This window comes from Pedobacter quisquiliarum, from assembly GCF_014642175.1.
GTDB classification, from domain to species: Bacteria; Bacteroidota; Bacteroidia; order Sphingobacteriales; family Sphingobacteriaceae; genus Pedobacter; species Pedobacter quisquiliarum.
On record NZ_BMIL01000010.1, the window covers coordinates 87,914 to 108,357 of the forward strand.

Consider the following 20,444-nt stretch of genomic DNA (forward strand, 5'->3'; position numbering starts at 1 on the left):
AACAAAGACCTTTATATAAACATGGCCGGAGGAAGAGAAACAACAAGGCAGCGGATGATCAATATCATGTATTTGGTATTGCTTGCAATGCTTGCATTAAACGTATCGGATACCATTCTGGATGCTTTCAAAAACATCAACGACAGTTTGGAAACATCCAAGAACAACGTTAGTACAAGTGTTGATCAATTGTTCACTGCTTTTCAGAATACAAAATTGAAAGATGAGCCTGCCAGAGCGCAGCCGATCTGGGAGAAAGCCCAGAAGGCTAAAGCTTATGCAGCAGAACTGGACGGATATATCCAGAAGTTAAAAGGCCGCTTTGTAGCGGAAGGAAATGGTATCGATGAAGAAACCGGGGATCTTGTAGAAAGAGGCAACCAGGACATCGCACAAGGGATTATGATCAATCAAAAAGAAGGCGACAAACTTCAGAAGATGATCAATGATACCCGTGAGAAACTAATCGGCTTATTGAATCCGGAAGATCGTGCAGGGGTAACCTTCACACTTGTGGCAAATGACGCCGAGAAAAATGTGAATGGCAAAAAGAAGTGGTCTGACATCAACTTTGGTGAAGGCACACCTTTAACAGCTGCAAATACCATTTTAACAAAGATCCAGACAGACACCAAAAACGCGGAAGCAGAAGTTGTGAAGAAGCTTTTTGGAAATATGGATAAATCATTGGTTAACCTGGATCAGTTTGCTGCAGTTGCTGTAGCACCTTCATCTTATGTTATCCAGGGTCAGCCGTACGTTGCAGAAGTATTCTTAACGGCAAGTGATTCTAAGTCAAGCCCGGATATTTCAGTGGGTGGAAGTAGGCTAAACGTGAAAAATGGTAAAGCAACTTATACCGGTGGCACAAATAGTGTTGGTGTGTTTAAGTGGGTTGGTACAATCCGCGTTAAACAAACAGACGGCCAGATTAAAGAGTACCGTACACCGGAACAAACTTATCAGGTGGCAAAACCATCTGCAACCGTTTCTCCGGATAAAATGAACGTAATCTATGCAGGTATTCCGAATCCATTTTCGGTATCGGCAGCAGGTTTTCCATTGGAAAGTGTACGTGCAACGATCTCTGGTGGATCGATCAGCGGAAGTGGCGGTAAATACATGGTTAACGTTCCCGGATCACAAATCGGTAAAGAGCTAAATATTAACGTGTCTGCTACTGCTGGTGGGAAAACGCTTAACCTTGGTGCGCAGAAGTTCCGCGTGAAGGCACTACCTACGCCAAAAGCTTTCATTAAAGGGAAAGCTGGGGGTAATGTAGACCTGGAGTGGTTAGTGGCATCTAATCAGATTGAAACAGAACTGGAAGATTTTGTATTCGATATCAAATATCGTGTATTGAGGTTCTCAACAACGTTCATCAATCCACGTTCGGATGCGGTTACCGTTCAGAATAGCGGTGGTAGTTTCTCCGGACAAATTAAAGGTGCTTTAAATTCCATTAAGCCAGGTGCTACGGTTATCTTTAAAGATATCGTTGCTGAAGGTCCGGACGGAAGACAAAAGGTGCTTAACGGAATTACATTTATAGCAAGATAATAAAGATGAAAAAGGTCTTATATACAGTTGCATTGGTGCTGTTCGGAGCTTCTGCTTTCGCACAAACCACTTCGGCATCTGCTGATCCTAAAACGAAGATCAAAACACCCCCTAAGGATGGTTTTGCGGTACGTAATGATGTGGACAGCGGATTCATGGCGCCATTTGCAGAAGTTCGCGATGAAGACGTGTATTACTCGAAAAGGATCTGGCGTGAGATTGATCTTCGGGATACGCTGAACTCGGTGCTTTCTGCAGAGAAATCAAAGCTTATTGATGTGCTGATGGAAGCGATTGGCAGAGAAGAACTGACGGCTTACTCGCCGAAAGACACTGCTGCTGGCCGTATTTTGGAAGACAATGATGCTTTTCAAATTGCTTTGTCTTCACAGGATGCTTTGCGCATGGCGAGAGGTATTACCGAAGGTGAGCCTGACCCGATCACCGGAAAGCTTGCAGAGCCTACTTTACGCCGCTTCAGACCTGAAGAGTTCATGAAGTACCGCATCAAAGAAGACTGGATTCTGGATGTTAAACGTTCGATCTTTGAACCTAGAATTGTTGGTATTGCACCAATGAAGATGGTAGAAGGGAACTGGCAGCCGGTATTCTGGATTCACTTTGATGAAGCCAGAGAGATCATGAGCAAGAAACGCATTGTGAATCCTGCAAATGACGCTTCGACGCTTACTTACGATGATTTCTTTGTAAGACGCTTGTTCACCAGCTACATCGTTAAAGAGACCAACCCGGCAAATAAAACACTCGCTGAGATCGTCGGTCAGACAGATTCGAAAGATCCAAGAAAGTTATATGAATCAGAAAGGGTGAAGAAATCCATTTCAGATTACGAACAAAGCCTTTGGGAATACTAAATTCGACAAAATATAAAAGCCCGGTATCTTTGAGGTGCCGGGCTTTTTTGTGCAGGATAGTTCTGGTATTGCTACCAGGGTGCTACCTTACTCTGCGTGTTCGTTGAAATACTCGGTTAAGGTTTTGAGCTGCGTTTTATTGATGATGACGGCAAGTTCAGCTTCTGTAGCTTCCTTGATGCGCTTCACAGATTTAAAGTGTCTGAGGAGCTTATCCGCAGTAGTCTTGCCAATACCAGGGATGTTCTCCAGTTCTGTTTTTAAAGTTCCCTGATCACGCTTCTTGCGGTGGAATGTAATACCAAAACGGTGGGCCTCATCCCGGAGTTGCTGAATGACTTTCAGGGTTTCCGATTTCTTATCCAGATACAAGGGAAAGCTATCCCCAGGATAGTATAGTTCCTCCAGCCTTTTTGCAATGCCGATTACGGTCACCCGGTTCTCGATACCAAGCTTCTTCAAGCTGGTCATGGCCGACGAAAGCTGCCCTTTACCACCATCAATGATGATGAGCTGCGGTAGTGGCTGGTTTTCTTCCAGAGTGCGCTTATATCGCCTGTAAACGGCTTCTTCCATGGTGGCAAAATCATTCGGGCCTTCTACCGTTTTCACGTTGAAATGCCTGTAGTCTTTTTTGGAAGGTTTAGCATCCTTGAAAACGACAATTGCAGAAACCGGGTACTTGCCCTGGAAGTTTGAATTATCAAAACACTCAATGTGTGATGGCAACTGTGTTAACCTTAAATCCTTCTGCATTTGTGTGAGGATACGTTCCGTTCTCAGATCCGGGTTTACCTTCTCGTACTGGTTTAGCTTTTCACGCTTGAAGAACATCACGTTCTTTTGCGAAAGCTCCAGCAGGCTCTTCTTTTCGCCAAGTTTAGGTACCGTGAACTTTAAGTTCGGATCGGTGATGGACAGTTCAAAAGGCACGATGATCTCCTTGGAGGTGCTGTTGAATTTCGTGCGGAATTCCGTGATGGCGATGCTCAGCAGTTCCTCATCCGTTTCATCCAGGCGTTTTTTGATCTCGATGGTTTGCGTTTGAATGATGCTGCCGTTCATGATCTTTAGGTAGTTCACAAAGGCATAGCGTTCATCAGATGCAATACTAACCACATCGACATTGGTGATGGAGCTGTTTACGACGGTCGACTTACTCTGGTACTTTTCCAGTACCAGCAGTTTTTTCTGGTATTGATGTGCCGTTTCAAAGTTAAGCTCCGCGACTGCGGTATTGATGATCTGTTTAACGTCACGGATAACGCTTCCAATCTTCCCGTTCAGGATCTGTTTAATCTCTTCAATATTTTTCTCGTAGTCTTCCAGCGACTGATACTTCTGGCAGGGACCTTTGCAGTTGCCGATCTGATATTCCAGGCAGACCTTAAATTTATCCGCTTCAATGTTAGGGATGGTCAGGGGCAGGTTGCAAGTGCGCAGGGGATAGGTTTCCTTGATCAGGTCTAGGATGGTGTGCATCATGCCTACGGATGCATATGGGCCGAAGTAGGTGGAGCCATCCTTAACCATCTTGCGGGTCCAGAACACACGAGGGAAAGGTTCCTTTTTAATGATAATCCATGGGTAGGTTTTATCATCCTTAAGCATGATGTTGTACCGTGGTTGGTGCCGCTTAATTAAGCTGTTTTCAAGCAGCCAGGCATCAATCTCGGTGTCTACAATGGTGAAGGTAATCTTCCGGATTTTGGATACCAGCACCCGGGTTTTTCCATTCAGCTGGTTGTCGGAATTGAAATAGGAACCTACGCGGTTACGCAGGTCTTTAGCTTTGCCGATGTAGATCAGCACACCCTCAGCATCCCAATATTGGTATACGCCAGGGCGATGCGGAACATCGTTCAATGCCGTTTTATAATCGAATGCAGCCATGCTCTAAAAGCCTAATTTCTCATCAAGTTCTGTTTTTCCTTGCTCTTGTTGCTGATACTGGTTGCAGTCGTACTCGATGGTACGCGGGGTTTTTGGCGCTTCAAAGTCGCCCTTGGAAATCTTTAAAGCCGGATTCGCATATACGCGCTTCATGAAACCCGCATAGATTGGCAGTGCTGTATTAGCACCTTCACCTTCACGTGTACTGATGAAGTGAAAAGCACGGTCTTCGCAACCTGTCCAAACACCAGCCACAAGGTCTGGCGTGATGGACATAAACCATCCATCGGAGTTGTTCTGCGTTGTACCGGTTTTACCACCCGTTGGCGCATTGATGCCGTATTTATATCTTAATCTTGATCCAGTACCTTTGTTTACAACCCCTTCAAGCATCCTTGTCATAACGTAAGCAACTTCTTCGTTCATTACAACCTTCACTTGCGGTGTTTTGTTGTAAAGGACAACGCCATTTTTATCTTCAATTCTCAGGATATAGGTCGGTTCGGTCCAAACGCCTTTGTTTGCAAACACGCTATATGCACCCACCATATCGTAAATGGAAGCGTCAAAAACGCCCAGACTGATGGAAGGATAATCAGGAACGTTGGTGGTAATACCCATCTTTTTTGCCAGTGTAGCAACAGCAGTAGGCCCTACCTGCTTCATTAAGAATGCCGTAATGTAGTTCTGGGAGTTGGCTAGTGCGGTTTGAAGCGTAACCATGCCGGGGATCGTTGAACTTGGCGATGAACGTGGTGTCCATGGGGCACTGCCGGGTGTCTCAATCGTTACCGGTTCATTAGATACGGTATAGCAAGGTGAATAGCCGTTTTCTATGGCCACGGCATAGGTGAACGGTTTAGCGGTGGAACCAACCTGACGGGAGCCCATCTTCACCTGATCATATTTAAAGTGCTGAAAGTTGATACCACCAACCCATGCTTTCACATGGCCCGTTTTTGGATCCATGGCCATCATCGCATTACGCAACAGCATCTTGTAGTATTTTACAGAGTCCATCGGCTTCATCAGCGTATCTACGTCACCTTTCCAGGTGAAGATGCTCATGCGGGTTGCGGTATTAAAATCCTTCATGATTTCTTCTTCCGATTTACCTTCCAGCTGCAGTGCTTTATAGCGCTCAGAACGCTTCACGCCTTGCAGAAGCTGCGCCTGATTACCTTTGAATGGGTTTTTACCCCTCCAGCTTCTGTTAAATTGCTGCTGAAGCGTTTTCATGTATTCACGTTGTGCTTCTTCAGCATAAACCTGCATGTCGTAGTTGATGGTCGTTACGATCTTTAGGCCGTCGCGGTCCAGATCATAAGGCGTACCATCAGCTTTTAAGATGGATCTTTCCTGGAACACCCGTTTGATGTCTGATTTTAGCACCGCACGGAAATACGGTGCGATACCGTCGCTCACGGTTGCGCTTCTGAATTTCAGTCCTAATGGCTTCGCTTGTTCAACCTGAAACTGCTCATCGGTAAGTTTTCCGGCTTTCACCATCATGGCAAGCACGGTGTTCCTTCTCTCTCTGGAGCGCTCCGGATTACGGGTCGGGGAGTAGCGGGTAATCCCTTTCTGCAAGCCCACAAGCGTTGCCGCTTCGGTGTAGGACAGCTTATCCGGGGTTGTGTTGAAGTAAATTCTGGCGGCCGACTTGATACCATAGGCCTGATTTCCGAAATCTACGGTGTTCAGGTACATGGTGATGATCTCTTCCTTGGTATAGTTACGTTCCAGCTTAACGGCAATTACCCATTCCTGAAATTTCTGCATTAAGCGTTTGAAAAAGTTTCTTTGGCGCGCCTCTTCAGAGAATAAGTTTAGGGCAAGCTGTTGCGTGATGGTACTACCACCCTGACGTTTTCCAACCAGGTTGTAGAAGAAAATGGTGAATGTTCTCTTGAAATCGATACCCGAGTGGGCCAGGAAGCGTGTATCCTCAGTTGAGATAAGCGCGTCAATTACGTTCTGTCCGATTTGCGGGTAGGTCACATTCGATCGATTCTGTACGAAGTAGTTTCCTAAAGGACGTCCGTCCTCGCTCAGGATTTCGGTTGCCTGATTGCTTTTTGGGTGTTCAATATCGCGGAAGGAAGGCAGTGTGCCGAAGATGCCGAAGCCTACGCCTGCGATGAATAAGGAGAACAGTATGATGCCACCAACCAGTAATTTCCAAAGCGTGAAGTTGTATCTTTTGATATCTGATTGGGTAAGTTGTTGCTTCATTTTAATAGTTGTTTTTATAAAATTCAAGGTATTCGTTCAGGAGCGACTTGCTTTTGATGATGTCAAAGTTCTCCTTGCTGATTATGAAAGTGTTAAATAATGTAGGTCGTATTCTCATAATCCTATTCATTTGCGGTGTTATCCGCTCTTGAAAGGCCTTAGCAGCTTCAAAATTACTAAAGTTTCCCACGTAAATTAGCTGATCGTTGTCAAATTCGACCAATTGGTGCCTTAAATCACTTCCGGGGTAGTTGCCGCGGCTGAACTGACCAATGCCGAAGCGGGAGGTGCTTAGGCGAATGCTGGCATCTTCCACATCGACCACGAAGTACCAGGTGCTGGAAGCGACCTTGCTGAACGGCGCTGTATTAAGGGACAGTTGCGCCGCCTGCTGTGCGACTGTCGGTGCCGTTTTAGCCTGTTGCGGAGGGGTTGTTGCCTGATTACCCAGAGCCGTAGTTGCTGGTTTTACGGCTTCATTCACTGGCGGACCTGGCGGAAGAGATACTGCTGCCGATCCTTGTGCAGCTTTACTCCGGTTGTCTGTTGGCCTTTGCGCAAGAAACCTTGGTTCATTAGGGTCAAAGTCGATCAATGCGATGCTTCGTTTCCTGAATATTGCAAGATTTGCATTGATGTAATTTACGTGGTCATTCACCAGCGGCACAATCAAGTTGTCGTTAGGGAACCGCGCTTTTATTTCCTGGAACTGGCCCAACAGACTGTCCACCTGCTTTGTGCGTCCTACTGCAATTGCTTTTAAGTAGGCGAATTGCGCAGCCATTTTCGCCTGCGGATGGCTTCTAAGCATCTGGTTTGCCAGTGTAATTACTTTTGAAAAATCCTTTTCCAGGTAAACCTCAAAGAGTGCATTATAAGCATTGCTGATTTCCAGCTCCTGAAGGTTTTGATCCAGTTTCAAGTTCGGATTGAGGATGATCTGCGCATAGATGCTGCTGGCATGATTTGTCAGCACATTCTGCCTGTACTGCGCGGATCGTTCTGGAGCCTGACCCAGGTAGATTAAATAAAGGCTGTACTTAATGGCTGCCAGGTGACTGTTGTCGGGGTATTTTTGTAGCAGCAGTTCATAAATGGCAGCGGCTTCCTGACTTGCTTTCAGCTCTTGCTCGTAAAAACTGGCGAGTTCCAGGTAGGCATTCACGATCGTTTCATTCGAAGCACGCATCATCTGCGGGTTCACCGGCACGGCAGCGAGGAAAGTCGCGAGTTGAAGGCTGTCGCTATTGGATGGCTGTATGTTGCCATCATTTGGTTGCAGACTGAGTGGGTCCAGGCTGAGGGTTTGTTGCGTATTGGTTGTGGTGGCGCGGATGCTTAGTCGCCAGTTATCTTCAAGCTTCCTGTTGCCCCAGCGTTTGATGAAGTCTACATAGCCCCGCTCCATGGCATTCTGGTTCTGGAAGTAAAATGTGCTGGTTTGCTGTGCCGCCCCTGTACTGGCATTCACGGTTGCGTTTGCCGCTGCATTGCTCGCATTAGCGCTGGCCGTCGTGTTTGCGGTGTCTACGAGAAAGCGCATCTGTCTGGCGCGGAATGCCCGTTCGGCTTCAGGCAAGCTTGCAAGTAACTGCAGGCTGTCTTCCGTAGCAATAACTTCGTAGCGGCTGGACAGATAATCCAGACTCTGGCTTTTCTTCTGAATCAGTTCATAGCCAGGATAGTCTTTGGGCAAGCTGGCCAGGGCATGGTCGTAGTATTTCTTGGCTTGCAGGTAATCCCGAAGCGATGCTACGCTGAGTTCCGCAAGGTTTAGATTAGCAAGACCTTTGAGGGTAGTATTGGTGGTTGCCGCCGCAATGGCTTTGTGGTAGTAGTCAACTGCTTGAGTATGGTTTTGCTGCTGCTGGTAGTACTCGCCGATCTTGTAGTAGATCTGATCACTAAACTCCTGATTCTTCTCATCTTTCAGGAGGCTGAGCAGCTGTTCGGCGCGACCGAGTCGGTTTCCATTAAGCGCGGCATTCACTTCAACCAGGTTCAGTCGCGCGTTGAAGTACAACTCAAATCCAGTATTGCTGCTTTGCACTTTCTTATAATGCAGCGCCGCTTGCTCGTAATTTTGCTGCGCCTGATAGAGTTGCCCCAATATAAAATGCCAACGGATGGTGTTCCTTTTAAGTTTACTTTCGGCGATAGCCGCTTCTAAATAGGGGATGGCATCTTTGGGTTGCCCAAGCTGAATGGCCATTTGCCCCAGTGTGGCCAGTGGTTCTGCAGGCTTCTTTTTCGCGCGTGCCAGCTGTGCGGATAACGAATCTAAAGTGATGGCTGCAGACTTCAGTTCATTTATTTGCATCTGCGTTCTCGCTTGCCAGTCCAGCGCGTCAATGGCCGTAGGACCGTCCTGTGCGTAGGTCCTCGCTACATAATCAAAGTATTCTGCGGCGAGGAAGAAATTACCCTTATAGAATTCCGCTTTGCCCATGAGCAAATACGCATCATCCAGGTAGTTGCTCAAACTTTTATCTTTGATGATCGTTCTGGACTTGTTGATGATCTCATCTAGCAACTTGTCTGGCGTATTTAAAGTGAGGTTTGCAGGATCAAATTGCTGTGGACTAATGTGCGGTGGGAGCAGTTCATTGTAGTTGTTGGGGAAGCTGCTGTATAATTCGGAAACATAATCCTGAAGGATTATATTCGCATTGTAGATGTAGTTATACCTGGCGGTAAGATTTTGCATCCTTTTACCCGAGCTGCCATCCTTCTGAACACTGCAGGCATATAGAAGGCTTATGCACAAACAAAAAAGCAGGAGTCTAGGAAGATGGCGGAAAGAATTGCTCAATGAAATACGTTATGAAAATGGCTTTGTGTATTACAAAATATATGCAAAAATATCTGATTAGACGATCATTAGAAAACAAAATTTACTTAATTGGCAAAGATGGAAGATCCACAGCGGGAAATAAAGCGGAAGCAGGTTAACAGTTACGTGCGTTACACGGGACTTTTCTTTCAAATGTTTGTGATCATAGGCGCTTTTGCCTGGGCAGGCTCCTGGCTGGATGATTATCAGCAAACAGCCCAGCCTTATTATACCGCAGGACTAGCATTGCTGGGTGTGGTGATCGCCATTTATCAGGTGCTAAGGGAGGTAAATCAGCTGAACAATCCTAAAACATAATACCACAGGAATAATTCCTACTTTTGCAGCAAATCTAAGCTGTTTGAATCTATTTCGTTTTACCCTTTTATATACTGGTTTTTGTATCGTGCTTGCCGGCCTGGCAGCAGGTCTTCAGGAAATCTTCCCACATGCCAATCTACTCGTTGATAAATTCTGGGTAATCTTCTGCTTTCTTGCCGGTATTACTTACATCGCCTACCTCACGGCTGATTTGGGTATTAAAAAGGACCCTCAGGTAGGTGTAATGGCCATTATGGGTTCCATTGCAGTGAAGATGATCTTTTCCATGGCTTTTGTGCTGATTTACAGTCAGAAACAGCCTCAGTTAGGCGGAATATTCCTGGCTAACTTTTTTTCTTTATATTTATTGTTTACCTGCTTTGAAATATACTGGTTGTTGCGTAACTTGCGCCACCAAAATAAATAGTAAAAATCTGCGAATAAATGGATTGTAGCCACGTTTTTGATTTTAAAGTGAATAGGTTAATTGCTGCTTTTACGCTTTTTTTAGCGCTTTTCACTGTTGTACCATCTGTTTTAGCGCAGACTGACAGTGTTGGAGCCGGAGTTGCGCATGAAGCCGTTGCTGCTGATGCTGCTCATGGTGCGGAAGCTGGTCATGCTGAAGGTAATTTTGATCCTACAGCTGTGATTATGGAACACATTGCCGACTCTCACGTATGGCATGTGGCTGGACATTTCTCATTCCCGCTTCCGGTGATATTATATACCCCACAAGGTTTTGAATTTTTCTCTTCAGGTCATTTCCACCATGGTGAGGCGGACTATAAAGGTGCGCACAACACTTACCGTTTGGTAGAGAGCACTAAAGATCAGAGCGTAGGTCAGAACTTCTTCAATAAGAAGATTAAAGTTGTAACGCCAGACGGGCAGATTGATGAAGCTGCTACGGCGAGCATCATGGACTTCTCCATCACGAAGAACGTTGCTGCAATGTTCTTAACCGTAGTGATCTTACTACTTGTTTTTTCAGCTGTTGCTTCTGCATACAAGAAACGTCAGGGTAAATCACCTAAAGGTTTGCAGTCCTTCTTAGAGCCAATCATTGTGTTCGTAAGGGATGATATTGCGAAGCCGAACATCGGTCATGATTACGGTCGTTTTATGCCTTTCCTTTTAACTGTATTCTTTTTTATTCTAATAAATAACCTTTTAGGTTTAGTGCCAATCTTTCCAGGTGGTGCGAACGTAACTGGTAACATTGCAACGACTTTCATTCTTGCCTTGTTCACTTTGGTTATCGTAAACGTAAATGGTAACAAATCTTACTGGAGCCACATCTTTGCACCTGATGTACCAAAATGGATGTATGTGATCATGATCCCTGTTGAGGTGATTGGTGTGCTTTCAAGACCATTTGCATTAATGGTGAGGTTATTTGCAAACATTACCGCTGGACACATTATCGTGTTAAGCTTAATCTCCCTGATCTTCATTTTTAAATCACTTGCCATTGCACCGGTATCGGTAGCGTTCGTGATCTTCATGGATGTCCTGGAGTTGTTAGTTGCTTTCCTGCAAGCATTCATCTTTACCTTGTTAAGCGCGCTTTTCATAGGTATGGCTGTAGAGGAGCATCATTAATATTAAACTATAGATTCATTAATATAAATTAAATTAGTTATGGTAGGTTCAATCGCGGCAATTGGTGCCGGAATCGCAGTTATCGGTGCTGGATTAGGCATCGGTCAAGTAGGTGGTAAAGCAATGGAAGGTATTGCTCGTCAACCAGAGGCTGCTTCTAAAATTCAAACTGCAATGATCATCGCTGCAGCCCTTATTGAAGGTGTTGCGTTATTCGGTGTGGTAGTTGCGTTCCTTGGAAACAATCCTCAGTAATCTGAAGGACTGTAAGTACAGGAAAAAAACTAAGGTTGGAAGTCGACGATTGGTTGCCTTCCAACCTTAATTAAATTAAGACTTAGAAATTTAAATATCATATGGAGTTAGTTACCCCAAGTATTGGACTTGTTTTCTGGACATTAATCGCGTTTTTGTTTTTATTGCTGCTTCTAAGAAAGCTAGCTTGGAAACCTATCATGGGTGCTATCCATGACCGTGAGCAGTATATCGATGAGGCTTTGAATAAAGCGGAGTTGGCTAAAAAAGAGATGGCTCGTTTAACTGCTCAGAACGAAGACTTAATGCTACAAGCACGTGCAGAGCGTGATGTTATCCTTAAGGAAGCTAAAGCGCTTAAGGACGGCATTCTGAATGAAGCAAAAGCACAGGCGCAAGCTGAAGGCGACAAGATGCTTGAAAAAGCAAAAATTGAAATTGCTAACCAGAAGAAAGCTGCCCTTGCTGAAATGAAAGCACAAGTATCTACTTTATCTATCGAGATTGCTGAACGTGTTTTACGCGGACAGTTGCAGGATAAAGCTAAACAACAGGAATTGGTTGCAGGCCTTTTAAAGGATGTTGAGTTAAACTAATTTTTATCCTAACGTAAATTCAAATGTCAAATAGTAAAGCAGCATCAAGATACGCGAAGTCACTTATTGATCTTTCTACCGAGCAAGGCTCTATGGAAGCTGTTCGGGCTGACATGGCAAGCATCGTTTCGGTAATTAGTGCGAATCCATTGTTGGGCGCAATCCTGAACAACCCAATCATTCCCCTGGATAAAAAAGCGGGTATCTTGAAAGATACTTTCTCCGGTAGAGTAAGTGCAGTGACCGATCTGTTCCTGAAACTGATCGTCAGCAAAGGAAGATCTTCAATCGTGTTTGAAACTGCTAAAGCTTATTTAACGCAATATAATGCCCTTAAAGGTATTATCACAGCAGAAGTAACATCAGCAATTCCACTTACAGATGCGAACCGCACTGAAATTGTGACTATAGTTAAAAGAGAAGTTGGCGCCAATGAAGTTCTGATTAAAGAAAAAGTTGATGAGAAACTAATCGGCGGGTTTATTCTGAAGGTAGGCGACAGGCAGTTTGATGCCAGTATCGCAAGCAACCTGAATAAACTGAAAAAAGAATTCAGCCACGGTGTGGTTTAAGAAACATTAACAGATTACTGATTACAAAAGAAATAATATAAAACATTATGGTAGAGGTAAGACCAGACGAAGTATCGGCAATTATCAGGCAACAATTGGCGGGCTTCAAATCAGAAGCTGAACTGGAAGAAGTTGGTACCGTATTACAAGTGGGTGATGGTATCGCCCGTGTTTACGGATTGACTAAAGTACAGTCAGGTGAGTTAGTTGAGTTTGACAACGGCTTACAAGGGATTGTATTGAACCTTGAAGAAGATAACGTTGGTGTGGTTTTATTAGGTCCTTATGGCGACATTAAGGAAGGTGATACCATTAAGCGTACAAACAAGATTGCTTCCATCAAAGTTGGTGAAGGTATGTTGGGTCGTGTTGTAAACACACTTGGCGAGCCAATCGACGGTAAAGGACCAATCTTAGGCGAAACTTATGAGATGCCGATTGAACGTAAAGCACCTGGTGTAATTTACCGTCAGCCGGTTACAGAGCCATTACAAACTGGTATCAAAGCGATTGACGCGATGATTCCTATTGGTCGTGGTCAACGTGAGTTGGTTATTGGTGATCGTCAGACTGGTAAAAGTGCTGTTTGTATCGATACCATCATCAATCAAAAAGAATTCTATGAAGCAGGTAACCCTGTTTTATGTATATATGTTGCTTGTGGTCAGAAAGCAAGTACCGTTGCGAACGTTGTTCGTACACTGGAAGAGAATGGTGCAATGGCATATACGGTAGTTGTTTCGGCTGCTGCTGCTGATCCTGCTCCACTTCAATTCTACGCACCTTTCTCTGGTGCTGCAATTGGTGAGTATTTCAGAGATACTGGTCGTCCGGCACTAATCGTTTATGATGATTTGTCTAAACAAGCTGTGGCTTACCGTGAGGTTTCTCTACTACTACGTCGTCCACCGGGCCGTGAGGCTTATCCTGGTGACGTGTTCTACCTACACAGCCGTTTATTAGAGCGTGCTGCGAAAATCAACGCTAACGATGATATCGCACAAGCGATGAACGACCTTCCTGCGTCAATCAAACACATCGTTAAAGGTGGTGGTTCACTAACGGCATTGCCAATCATTGAAACACAAGCTGGTGACGTTTCTGCTTACATCCCGACCAACGTAATTTCAATTACAGACGGTCAGATCTTCCTGGAGTCTAACTTGTTCAACGCAGGTGTTCGTCCGGCGATCAACGTTGGTATCTCGGTATCACGTGTAGGTGGTAATGCACAGATCAAATCAATGAAAAAGGTTGCTGGTACTTTAAAGTTAGATCAGGCACAGTACCGCGAGCTAGAGGCTTTCTCGAAGTTCGGATCTGACTTAGATGCCGCTACCAAATCTGTACTTGATAAAGGTGCGCGTAACGTGGAATTGCTTAAGCAAGGCCAGTTCTCACCAATGCCAGTAGAGAAGCAAGTTGCAATCATCTACATCGGTACTAAAAACCTGATGCGTCAGGTACCAGTAGCGCGTGTTAAAGAATTCGAACAAGAATTCCTGGAGCAAATTGAACTACGTCACCCTGAAGTTTTAGCTGCCCTAAAAGCAGGTAAACTGGAAGATGCAACTACAAGCGTATTAGAAACAGTAGCTAAAGAGGTTTCAAGCAAATATTAATCTCTAACAGCGCACACTAAAATAACATGGCGAATTTAAAAGAAGTAAGAATACGTATAGCATCGGTACAATCTACCCAGCAGATTACCAAAGCCATGAAAATGGTTTCGGCTGCTAAACTGAAACGTGCCACCAATGCGATTACACAATTACGTCCATATGCTACTAAACTGAAGGAGATTTTAGGTAATCTATCTGCAAGTTTAGAAGGTTCATCATCACCTTTCATTCAGGAACGTGAGCCGAACAAAGTTTTAGTTGTGGTCGTGTCATCAAACCGTGGACTTGCAGGTGCTTTCAACATGAACGTCATCAAAGCAACCAACAACCTGATCGCGGAACGCTATAGTGAGCAGTTTAAAAATGGTAATGTGAAAGTTGTTGCCGTAGGTAAGAAAGCACAGGATTTCTACGAAAAACGTAACTACAATACCATTGGCAATAACAATGAGCTTTATACAGCACTAACCTTTGAAAACGTAACGAAAATTACCGAAGCCATCATGGATGGTTTCGTAAAAGGGGAGTACGATGAAGTGCAGGTTGTTTATAACCGCTTCAAAAATGCCGCTGTACAAATCGTTACAACAGAACAGTTGTTGCCACTAAAAAGAACTGCAGAAGCTGAAGTTGAGACTGTAAAAGGAAACAATGTTGACTACATCCTGGAGCCTTCAAAGGTGGAGATTGTAGAGCAACTGATCCCTAAGTCAATCAAAATTCAGCTTTACAAAGCCATCTTAGACTCACATGCTTCAGAACATGGTGCACGTATGACTTCTATGGATAAAGCAACTGAAAATGCCGGAGATCTTTTGAAAGCATTGAAACTATCCTACAACCAGGCCCGTCAGGCTGCAATTACAACCGAGTTAACCGAGATTGTAAGTGGTGCTGCTGCCTTGAATGGATAATAAGAATATACAATACCGAAGCCTCTGTCGCACGACAGAGGCTTTTTTGTTTAATCAAAATAAGAGAATGAAAACACGTCTTGCGATACTCATCGCCCTACTGATGCCATTTGGTTTATTGGCACAGGACACCACAAAAAACAACACCGGTTACCGTGATTACACAGCTGCTGTACTCTGGCAGCAACATGCCGGTGAATACCGCGCATTGACCTTTCAGGCCTATAACTTCGCTAGAATCTCCTTACTTCAGCGCTTGAAAGAAGTTGGTAAAGACAAGAAGTATGCAGTTGTGGTGGATGTGGATGAAACCGTACTGGATAACTCTCCGTTCCAGGGCTATCAGATCAACAACGGTAAAACCTTCGATCCGAAGGATTGGAGCACCTGGACCGGCCTTGGCGTTGCCGATACCGTACCTGGCGCACTGGGCTTCCTAAAATTCGCGGCAGCACATCAGGTAGAAACCTTCTACCTGACCAATCGCGATACTTCGGAAATGAAAGGCACCTTGTACAACCTGAAGACCCTTGGTTTCCCTCACGCAGACAAACAACACATCCTGCTAAAATCAAGCACTTCAGATAAAGAACCCAGAAGACAACAGATCCTGGAGAACTACCACATTCTGCTGCTTTGTGGCGATAACCTGAGCGACTTTTCCAACATCTTTTACCGCTCCGGAAAGAACACCATTGAACAGGTAAATGCAGCGCAGGCCGAATTTGGTACGCATTTTATAGTACTACCAAATCCGATGTATGGTGACTGGGAGAAACAGTTCTACAAAGACAGCAAACCGACTGAAGCCATAAAAGCTGCAGAGCGGTTAAAAGGATTGAAAACTTATTAGTATTAATCCTTTTATATAGGTTAATAAATATTATTTTTGTGCAGTAAAACTAAAAAAATAACATGGAGAAGAAACCAATTTACAGTACGCCCAGCATGAAGATTGCGAACGATGAAGGGATCTACAAATTATTATTAGTTGGAATTATACTAGGTGTAATCGGCGTGTTCTTGCGTTTTGCGGGTGATTCTGATATGTTGTCACTTATCTCATGGGTTATCCTATTCGTAGGTGCAGCTTTCTGCTTCAAAGGCGTTTTCAAGATTTTGGGTGCATAACCTCATAAATACCAACACAAAAAGCCAGTTCTTGTAGGACTGGCTTTTTTGTTTTTAGCTATTTTACACGCTTCTGGTTGTCCTTAGCAAAGGCTGCCCAGCCGGAGTACGACTTCCCTGCACCGCTCGCCGGTACCCGCTGAAAGGCATGGCACACCGCCACCCCAAGTCCGTCCGTCGCATCCAGAAACGCCGGCGTTTCCTTGAAGTTCAGCAAGCGCTGCAACATCGCTGCCACCTGCTCCTTCGTTGCACTACCATTGCCGGTAATCGCCTGTTTAATCTTTCGCGGTGCATATTCCGTTACCGGGATGCCTTTTGACAAAGCTGCAGCCATCGCCACGCCCTGTGCACGGCCCAGTTTCAGCATCACCTGAACGTTCTTGCCGTAAAAAGGCGCTTCCAACGCCATCACATCCGGCTTGTATTGTTCAATCAGTCCTACCGTCTTTTCAAATATCCTTTGAAGCTTCAGAAAGTGGTCATCCATGTGATCCATTTTTACCACGCCCATGCTGATCAATGTAATCTTACTGCCCTGCTCCAGGACCAATCCGTAGCCCATAACTGCTGTTCCCGGATCGATTCCCATAATCACCCTTTCCTTTTTTTCCACCAACATAGAACAATAATAAGCATATTTGCAGAAAGTGAGCGCAAAAAGTATAACACCCCGATACAAGACCATCATATCTAATCTGATCAAAATTGGCGTTGTCCTTTTCGCTTTTTACTTCATCTACATCAAGCTCAGCAGCAATCAGGACCTCAAAGGATTTCTCGACCTCATTGCCACCATACCCACCATACAGATTGTAAGTGTACTTTCGCTGGTCTTCCTGCTCATGTTGCTCAACTGGGGCCTCGAAGCCATAAAATGGAAAAGACTTATTGGTCCAATAGAACGCATCAGCCTTTGGAAAGCCATTGAATCTGTATTCTGCGGCCTTACCTGGGCTGTTTTTACACCCAATCGCCTGGGCGAATATGGCGGACGGGTTTTCTTCCTTTCGCCTAAACGGCGGATCATTGGCGCCGTGGCCATGGCTGTGGGTAACATCGGACAGATGGTGCTCACCAACATCTTCGGCTCCATTGCGGTCTGCGTCTTTATCTACCGCTTCAAACCGATGGACAGCCTTTTCTTCCTGTTCATCTGCACGCTGGCCTTCATTTTTTGTTCCTTCCTGGCCATCTTTTACTTCAACATCCGCTGGCTGAACGGCTTGCTGCTCTCCATGCGCTTCACCCGCAAATACAAGAAGTTCTACACCATCCTGGCCCGGTACCGAAAAGCTGAACTCTTCAGGATCCTGTTGTACTGCCTGGCAAGGTATGCGGTGTTTAGCACGCAATATTTCATCATGTTCTTCTGGCTCATCCCAAGTCTGCACTTCAGCGATGTGTTCATGATGGTCTGCATTCTGTTTTTCGTACAGTCCAACCTGCCTTCACTCGACCTGTTCGACATCGGGATCCGCAGTGTTACCGCGCTGTTCTTCTTCGAGTTCATCACCAATCAAAGTGCCGCTGTAGTAGCCTGTACGGCCAGCATCTGGCTGATCAATATTATTATTCCTGCTATCTTAGGATCTTATTTCGTCTTTAAACTGAATTTCTTTGGAAGCCTTAAACGTAATTAGTGTCATTGCCTTGGTGCTCACCATGTTCTATGTGGTGGTGATCAGCAGCTTCATCAGGGGATGGAAAGCACTGAAGCCATTCCAGTACCAGCAGCATCAACCACTGCACGTTTCCATCATCATTGCCGCCAGAGACGAAGCTGCGAACATTGAGAAAACCATAAAAGATCTGCTCGCGCAGGATTACGAGAAGGCCTTCCTCGAAATCATCTTTATAGACGACCATTCTACCGACAACACGGCTGAAATCATAAGAACCTACGAAGCACAAGGCATCACGCTGATCCAACTTAAGCAAAGCAACACGCTCAACTCTTATAAAAAGAAAGCCATAGAAACTGCTATCGGCAATGCCAGGGGCGAGTTGATCATTACCACAGACGCAGACTGCCGCATGGGTCCAAACTGGCTCAAGACCATCGTCAGCTACTACCAACAAGGGGGCTACAAGATGATCTCCTCACCGGTCGTATACTTCGAGGAGCAAAGCCGCTTCGAGCGGGCACAATCCCTGGAATTTCTGTTCCTGATCGGCATGGGCGCATCCACCATTGGCAATAACAAACCATCTACCTGTAACGGTGCCAACCTGGCCTACGAACGCCAGGCATTTTACGAAGTTGGCGGCTTCAAAGGCATAGACGACCTGGCTTCGGGCGACGATGAACTGCTGCTGCACAAAATGGCTGAAAAATACTGCAACAAAATTGGGTTCCTGAAAAACCATGACGCCATTGTGTACACCCAAGCCAAACCAACATTAAGAGAGTTTATCCAGCAGCGCAAACGCTGGGCATCCAAAAGCACCCGGTATAAGAACAAGTCCATCATCGTGCTGGGAATCCTCGTCTGGTTGTTCAACCTCAGCATTGTACTTAATCTACTCGCCGGCATAATCCTGCTGCTTTTTGGTTCTGCACAGGCGGAGCTTTTACAAGCCATGACAAACACCATGGACACCGCTAAGATATCCGGCGGGCAGCAGCTTTTATACCTGGCACTCCTCCAATTCTGTATAAAATTCCTGATAGAGTTCCTCTTTTTGAAAAAAGTTACTCACTTTGCCCGCAGACCCAAGCTCATGCAATTTTTGCCATTGTTAAACATCCTGCACATCATCTACCTCATATATATCGGCATTGCCGGAAATTCCGGAAAATACAGCTGGAAAGGAAGGATGGTGCGCTAATGAATGATCACAGCCCTTCAAAAAAGATCTGGAAAAAGTTCAGGAAGAATAAGTTTGCAGTAGGCGGACTCCTGTTCATTCTCGCAACCATGATCATCGGCATCCTGGGCTACCTCGTTACGCCAGACCAGACACCCATGGCCAACACCATGCACCTGCAGCTCAGCAACAAGAAGCCGGGCCGTAGCTTTAAATTTCTGATCATCAGCCGCAGCAATTCCGTTCAGCAGGTCAATGTATTTGAAAAGATGCTCTACGGTCAGGAAGCCAACTTCAAGAGCATACCCATCAACAGCTACAAAATCATTGGGGACAGGGTAGAAGCAGATGCGTACATCGGCGATGATGAACCTGGAGAGAAGAAAATCTACGCGATCAAAGACCTATGCAGCAGCTGCGATCTGAAAGACACCAAAAAGCTGAACACCCAGTTTGCAGCAAGCAATATCTATGAACAGCGTTTCCTGCTGGGCAGTGATATTTACGGCCGCGACCTGCTGAGCAGGCTCATCCTGGGCATCCGCGTTTCACTTTCCGTGGGCCTTATGGCGGTAATCATCTCCTTACTCATTGGCATCAGCCTTGGTGCCATCGCAGGTTACTTCGGCGGAAAGATCGATGCCGCCATTAGCTGGTTCATGAACGTGATCTGGTCGTTGCCCTCCTTACTGCTGGTCATTGCCATCTCCTTTGCACTGGGCAAAGGTTTCTGGCAAATCTTCATCGCCGTGGGCCTATCTACCTGGGTTGATGTCGCGCGCCTCGTCCGCGGACAAGTGATGGCGCTCAAAGAAGTGGAGTTTGTGGAAGCGTCCCGCGCATTGGGCTTCTCCACCAGCCGCATCATCATCAAACACATCCTGCCCAATATTGCAGGGCCGATCCTCGTGGTTGCCTCTGCGAACTTTGCCTCGGCAATCCTGCTGGAAACCGGACTGAGCTTCCTGGGCTTCGGCGCGCAGCCACCCATGCCCAGCTGGGGCACGATGATCAAAGAACATTATGGATACATCATCATGGATGCCGCCTACCTGGCCGTGCTGCCCGGCCTCGCCATCATGTTTACAGTATATGCGTTCAATGTGCTGGCCATCGGCCTGAGAGATGCCTTTGATGTGAAGTCGCAAAACGTAACGGTTTAGCGCTGCTTCAGCAAAGCCCGGACTGTTCCAAACCGCATCCCTGAAAAGAAATTTACTT

Annotated in this window: 19 protein-coding genes; 15 read left to right on the forward strand and 4 right to left on the reverse strand. The window is 45.6% G+C overall.

What is annotated here, in order from left to right; all coding sequences use genetic code 11:
* Positions 1 to 21: 21 nt before the first annotated feature.
* Positions 22 to 1,560 carry a type IX secretion system motor protein PorM/GldM gene (gene porM / locus IEW69_RS14410; RefSeq protein ID WP_188627579.1) on the forward strand — a complete coding sequence of 513 codons (1,539 nt, stop codon included), beginning with the start codon at positions 22 to 24 and terminating at the stop codon, positions 1,558 to 1,560.
* A gap of 5 nt (positions 1,561 to 1,565) precedes the next feature.
* The gene (gene porN / locus IEW69_RS14415; RefSeq protein WP_188627580.1) at positions 1,566 to 2,435 is read left to right on the forward strand and encodes a type IX secretion system ring subunit PorN/GldN; all 870 of its coding nucleotides are present in this window, start codon (positions 1,566 to 1,568) and stop codon (positions 2,433 to 2,435) included.
* An 87-nt stretch (positions 2,436 to 2,522) separates the two neighbouring features.
* On the opposite strand, the gene uvrC is transcribed toward porN, so the two are convergent.
* Genes uvrC through porW form a run of 3 tightly spaced genes read right to left on the reverse strand, consistent with a single transcriptional unit; the run spans position 2,523 to position 9,375 of the window.
* The gene (gene uvrC / locus IEW69_RS14420; RefSeq protein ID WP_188627581.1) at positions 2,523 to 4,328 is read right to left on the reverse strand and encodes an excinuclease ABC subunit UvrC; all 1,806 of its coding nucleotides are present in this window, start codon (positions 4,326 to 4,328) and stop codon (positions 2,523 to 2,525) included.
* 3 nt (positions 4,329 to 4,331) lie between these two features.
* Entirely contained in the window at positions 4,332 to 6,563 is a 2,232-nt protein-coding gene (locus tag IEW69_RS14425) for a penicillin-binding protein 1A (protein ID WP_188627582.1), read from the reverse strand.
* 1 nt (position 6,564) lies between these two features.
* Positions 6,565 to 9,375, reverse strand: a complete 2,811-nt coding sequence (porW, locus tag IEW69_RS14430; protein ID WP_444543961.1) for a type IX secretion system periplasmic lipoprotein PorW/SprE — start codon at positions 9,373 to 9,375, stop codon at positions 6,565 to 6,567.
* Between the two features lie 99 nt (positions 9,376 to 9,474).
* On the opposite strand from porW, the gene IEW69_RS14435 reads away from it, so the two are divergent.
* The 10 genes from IEW69_RS14435 to IEW69_RS14480 all read left to right on the forward strand — a co-directional run bounded on the left by IEW69_RS14435 (position 9,475) and on the right by IEW69_RS14480 (position 16,412).
* A complete protein-coding gene (locus tag IEW69_RS14435; RefSeq protein WP_188627584.1) occupies positions 9,475 to 9,714 on the forward strand; it encodes an AtpZ/AtpI family protein in 240 nt (79 codons plus the stop codon).
* 43 nt (positions 9,715 to 9,757) lie between these two features.
* Positions 9,758 to 10,144, forward strand: coding sequence for a hypothetical protein (locus IEW69_RS14440; protein WP_229663632.1), 387 nt, complete (start codon positions 9,758 to 9,760; stop codon positions 10,142 to 10,144).
* Positions 10,145 to 10,161: 17 nt separating this feature from the next.
* The gene (gene atpB / locus IEW69_RS14445; RefSeq protein WP_188627585.1) at positions 10,162 to 11,322 is read left to right on the forward strand and encodes a F0F1 ATP synthase subunit A; all 1,161 of its coding nucleotides are present in this window, start codon (positions 10,162 to 10,164) and stop codon (positions 11,320 to 11,322) included.
* Positions 11,323 to 11,361: 39 nt separating this feature from the next.
* Positions 11,362 to 11,577: an ATP synthase F0 subunit C gene (gene atpE, locus IEW69_RS14450; RefSeq protein WP_188627586.1), complete on the forward strand. Its 216-nt coding sequence runs from the start codon at positions 11,362 to 11,364 to the stop codon at positions 11,575 to 11,577.
* Positions 11,578 to 11,678: 101 nt separating this feature from the next.
* Positions 11,679 to 12,173, forward strand: a complete 495-nt coding sequence (atpF, locus tag IEW69_RS14455; RefSeq protein ID WP_188627587.1) for a F0F1 ATP synthase subunit B — start codon at positions 11,679 to 11,681, stop codon at positions 12,171 to 12,173.
* 23 nt (positions 12,174 to 12,196) lie between these two features.
* Positions 12,197 to 12,745: an ATP synthase F1 subunit delta gene (gene atpH, locus IEW69_RS14460; RefSeq protein ID WP_188627588.1), complete on the forward strand. Its 549-nt coding sequence runs from the start codon at positions 12,197 to 12,199 to the stop codon at positions 12,743 to 12,745.
* A 47-nt stretch (positions 12,746 to 12,792) separates the two neighbouring features.
* Complete coding sequence (gene atpA / locus IEW69_RS14465) at positions 12,793 to 14,367, forward strand: F0F1 ATP synthase subunit alpha (RefSeq protein ID WP_188627589.1); 1,575 nt, start codon at positions 12,793 to 12,795, stop codon at positions 14,365 to 14,367.
* Between the two features lie 26 nt (positions 14,368 to 14,393).
* Entirely contained in the window at positions 14,394 to 15,281 is an 888-nt protein-coding gene (gene atpG / locus IEW69_RS14470; RefSeq protein WP_188627590.1) for an ATP synthase F1 subunit gamma, read from the forward strand.
* Between the two features lie 67 nt (positions 15,282 to 15,348).
* Positions 15,349 to 16,134, forward strand: a complete 786-nt coding sequence (locus tag IEW69_RS14475; protein ID WP_188627591.1) for a 5'-nucleotidase, lipoprotein e(P4) family — start codon at positions 15,349 to 15,351, stop codon at positions 16,132 to 16,134.
* 62 nt (positions 16,135 to 16,196) lie between these two features.
* Positions 16,197 to 16,412 (forward strand): hypothetical protein, encoded by a 216-nt coding sequence (locus IEW69_RS14480; protein WP_188627592.1) that lies wholly within the window; start codon positions 16,197 to 16,199, stop codon positions 16,410 to 16,412.
* Between the two features lie 58 nt (positions 16,413 to 16,470).
* On the opposite strand, the gene ruvC is transcribed toward IEW69_RS14480, so the two are convergent.
* Positions 16,471 to 17,034, reverse strand: a complete 564-nt coding sequence (gene ruvC, locus IEW69_RS14485; RefSeq protein ID WP_188627593.1) for a crossover junction endodeoxyribonuclease RuvC — start codon at positions 17,032 to 17,034, stop codon at positions 16,471 to 16,473.
* Positions 17,035 to 17,077: 43 nt separating this feature from the next.
* Here ruvC and IEW69_RS14490 point away from each other — a divergent pair, with 43 nt between their 5' ends.
* From IEW69_RS14490 to IEW69_RS14500, 3 genes are read left to right on the forward strand one after another with little or no spacing between them, the layout of a single operon-like run.
* Positions 17,078 to 18,055 (forward strand): hypothetical protein, encoded by a 978-nt coding sequence (locus IEW69_RS14490; RefSeq protein ID WP_188627647.1) that lies wholly within the window; start codon positions 17,078 to 17,080, stop codon positions 18,053 to 18,055.
* Positions 18,033 to 19,244 carry a glycosyltransferase family 2 protein gene (locus IEW69_RS14495; protein WP_229663634.1) on the forward strand — a complete coding sequence of 404 codons (1,212 nt, stop codon included), beginning with the start codon at positions 18,033 to 18,035 and terminating at the stop codon, positions 19,242 to 19,244. The genes IEW69_RS14490 and IEW69_RS14495 overlap by 23 nt, the downstream gene beginning before the upstream one ends.
* Positions 19,244 to 20,386 (forward strand): ABC transporter permease, encoded by a 1,143-nt coding sequence (locus tag IEW69_RS14500; RefSeq protein ID WP_188627594.1) that lies wholly within the window; start codon positions 19,244 to 19,246, stop codon positions 20,384 to 20,386. The genes IEW69_RS14495 and IEW69_RS14500 overlap by 1 nt, the downstream gene beginning before the upstream one ends.
* Positions 20,387 to 20,444: the final 58 nt, after the last annotated feature.

Bases quoted from the DNA above. Each gene is read 5' to 3' on its own strand.
- porM (WP_188627579.1), top strand. From the start codon at position 22: ATGGCCGGAGGAAGAGAAACAACAAGGCAGCGGATGATCAATATCATG.
- IEW69_RS14425 (WP_188627582.1), bottom strand. From the start codon at position 6,563: ATGAAGCAACAACTTACCCAATCAGATATCAAAAGATACAACTTCACG.
- IEW69_RS14500 (WP_188627594.1), top strand. From the start codon at position 19,244: ATGAATGATCACAGCCCTTCAAAAAAGATCTGGAAAAAGTTCAGGAAG.
- porN (WP_188627580.1), top strand. From the start codon at position 1,566: ATGAAAAAGGTCTTATATACAGTTGCATTGGTGCTGTTCGGAGCTTCT.
- IEW69_RS14475 (WP_188627591.1), top strand. From the start codon at position 15,349: ATGAAAACACGTCTTGCGATACTCATCGCCCTACTGATGCCATTTGGT.
- IEW69_RS14480 (WP_188627592.1), top strand. From the start codon at position 16,197: ATGGAGAAGAAACCAATTTACAGTACGCCCAGCATGAAGATTGCGAAC.
- atpA (WP_188627589.1), top strand. From the start codon at position 12,793: ATGGTAGAGGTAAGACCAGACGAAGTATCGGCAATTATCAGGCAACAA.
- atpF (WP_188627587.1), top strand. From the start codon at position 11,679: ATGGAGTTAGTTACCCCAAGTATTGGACTTGTTTTCTGGACATTAATC.
- uvrC (WP_188627581.1), bottom strand. From the start codon at position 4,328: ATGGCTGCATTCGATTATAAAACGGCATTGAACGATGTTCCGCATCGC.
- IEW69_RS14435 (WP_188627584.1), top strand. From the start codon at position 9,475: ATGGAAGATCCACAGCGGGAAATAAAGCGGAAGCAGGTTAACAGTTAC.
- atpG (WP_188627590.1), top strand. From the start codon at position 14,394: ATGGCGAATTTAAAAGAAGTAAGAATACGTATAGCATCGGTACAATCT.
- atpE (WP_188627586.1), top strand. From the start codon at position 11,362: ATGGTAGGTTCAATCGCGGCAATTGGTGCCGGAATCGCAGTTATCGGT.
- atpH (WP_188627588.1), top strand. From the start codon at position 12,197: ATGTCAAATAGTAAAGCAGCATCAAGATACGCGAAGTCACTTATTGAT.
- ruvC (WP_188627593.1), bottom strand. From the start codon at position 17,034: ATGTTGGTGGAAAAAAAGGAAAGGGTGATTATGGGAATCGATCCGGGA.
- atpB (WP_188627585.1), top strand. From the start codon at position 10,162: ATGGATTGTAGCCACGTTTTTGATTTTAAAGTGAATAGGTTAATTGCT.